This window comes from Clostridium sp., assembly GCF_051654825.1.
GTDB lineage: Bacteria > Bacillota > Clostridia > Clostridiales > Clostridiaceae > Clostridium.
Genome location: NZ_JBOFYU010000186.1, coordinates 1 through 1,882 on the forward strand (window position 1 = coordinate 1; position 1,882 = coordinate 1,882).

Annotated in this window: 4 protein-coding genes and 1 pseudogene; 3 read left to right on the forward strand and 2 right to left on the reverse strand. The window is 28.5% G+C overall.

Annotated elements, in window-relative coordinates:
* From ACRDBA_RS10850 to ACRDBA_RS10860, 3 genes and pseudogenes are all read left to right on the forward strand, one after another.
* Nucleotides 1-329, forward strand: a pseudogene (locus ACRDBA_RS10850) (3D domain-containing protein); the annotation flags it as partial.
* A complete protein-coding gene (locus tag ACRDBA_RS10855; protein ID WP_438572932.1) occupies nt 322-489 on the forward strand; it encodes a hypothetical protein in 168 nt (55 codons plus the stop codon). The pseudogene ACRDBA_RS10850 and the gene ACRDBA_RS10855, both read left to right, overlap by 8 nt.
* Nucleotides 490-499: 10 nt before the next feature.
* Nucleotides 500-1,033 carry a hypothetical protein gene (locus ACRDBA_RS10860; protein ID WP_438572933.1) on the forward strand — a complete coding sequence of 178 codons (534 nt, stop codon included), beginning with the start codon at nt 500-502 and terminating at the stop codon, nt 1,031-1,033.
* A gap of 27 nt (nt 1,034-1,060) precedes the next feature.
* Here ACRDBA_RS10860 and ACRDBA_RS10865 read toward each other — a convergent pair whose 3' ends face one another.
* Nucleotides 1,061-1,345, reverse strand: a complete 285-nt coding sequence (locus tag ACRDBA_RS10865; RefSeq protein ID WP_438572934.1) for a hypothetical protein — start codon at nt 1,343-1,345, stop codon at nt 1,061-1,063.
* Nucleotides 1,335-1,882, reverse strand: a 548-nt coding sequence (locus ACRDBA_RS10870; RefSeq protein ID WP_438572935.1) for a hypothetical protein, incomplete at its 5' end; no start/stop codon positions are given. The genes ACRDBA_RS10870 and ACRDBA_RS10865, both read right to left, overlap by 11 nt.

The window sequence follows — 1,882 nt, forward strand, 5'->3', positions numbered from 1 at the left end:
ATACAATGGAAATATCGTATTATTCAGATTTAGCAATAGAAAATTCAAAATATGGAAATATAACTGCTACAGGTAAAGTGCTAGAAGATGGAATGATAGCAAATAATCATCTAGACTTTGGAACTAATGTATACATAGAGGGTGAAGGACTTAAAGTAGTAGAGGATAGAGGTAGCAATAAATACTTCTCTAAAATTACAGCTTGTGATGTGCTTGTACCTAGGAATCCAGGAGAAAGTTCTTCAGACTATTATAAAAGAGTAAATAACAAAGGTAGAAAACAACTAAAAGGATACGTATTAGAAATAGGAGATGAGAAGAGTGAATAATAATAAAGTTATATACATAGGTAAAGACCCAAATTTAAAAGGAAGAGCTTGCTTAATAATAGGACAAGAAAAAGATGTAGTAGAATTATATGCAGCAGATGAAATATTAGGAAAAATCGAGTTTAAAACGAATATAAAAAATATATCGAGAGTATTATAGGAGGATAATAATGTACGAAGGAAATAGATTGTTTTGTGGGACTTGTAAACATGTGTCAAGAAGTATGATAGAAAATGGCAAAGAGAAATACACTAAATGTAAAAATATAGATCACGATAAAATAAAACTATATCCAAAGATATATGGTGGATATAGTGAATCAATAAGAAACTGTGAAATATGTGGACACTACGAACCAAAGGAATATATTAAAAATCCAAGTTTTAAAAATATGGAAGAATATATTGATTTTATGGAAAATGAATGGTATGACACAACAGAGTACTATAAATCAAAAGGAATTAGTAAATTCAAGGATTGCAAATGGGTATCATTAATAATAGAAGATATTTGGATAGAAGTTTCACTATATGATTGGATGAGCAATAGTTGGATATGTGAAGATACAATAAAGTATATTGGATTATATAAAATAAAAAGGGACTCAAAGGGAAAAATGAAAAGTAGAAAAGCAATAGACAATCTACCTCTTGGTGAAAGAGGGCTAATAAATATATCTGACATAAAGAAAAGAGAGGTGTAATATCCTCTCTTTTGTTATGCTTATTTTTTACCAAGGGTCTTCTATATCTAAATCCTCAAATGTTTCATCTTCTTCTATATAATTAGAAGATGATTTTACACCTGACATCATTTCAATAATTGAACCTGCAAACTGGAAATTCTTATTAATATAATTAGCAACAATTTTTTCTACTCTAAGATTAAATCCATCTTCGCTTTCCATATAGGACTTAATTAATTCACATACAAATTGAGAAGGGTTATCTTGTAACATTAAGAAATCATACTGCTCTTGGTAAGTATCCTTAAAAGAAATAGATTTATTTGGCAAAGTATTTCACCCCATACATATGCGCCCCTATAATGTCTTGATTAATAGGATCATCAACCACCATATATCCCATTTTTTCAATAGATTTTTTTAGTCTTAAAGAAGTTCCACCTTCAAAGTAAACATTTTCACATCCTTCAACATTGTAGTTTCTAGCTTTCATCTCAGTTATAATTTTATTTAATAAGTTGCTGCTACAATAATCTATAGCATCTTTTATATAATCATTTTTACTATTAAATAAGAATTGTATCTCGTGCAATTGATAATTGTATTTACCATTTTTATTTAATTCATTCATTATGTTTGATTCTAATATATTCCCACCAAGGTTTGAGTTAAATGGGCTAGAACGAACTATTTTTCTATTGTTGACTTGTAAGCAAGTAGAGTTTAACCCACCTATATTACATATGATAGCACTCTTATCTCTAAATAAATCTGGATTAGAGTGTATTATACCTGTTCCTTCAGCTACAACTAATACATCATTTATTATAAAGTAGTAATCTTTACCACCTATTTTCATTTCAATTT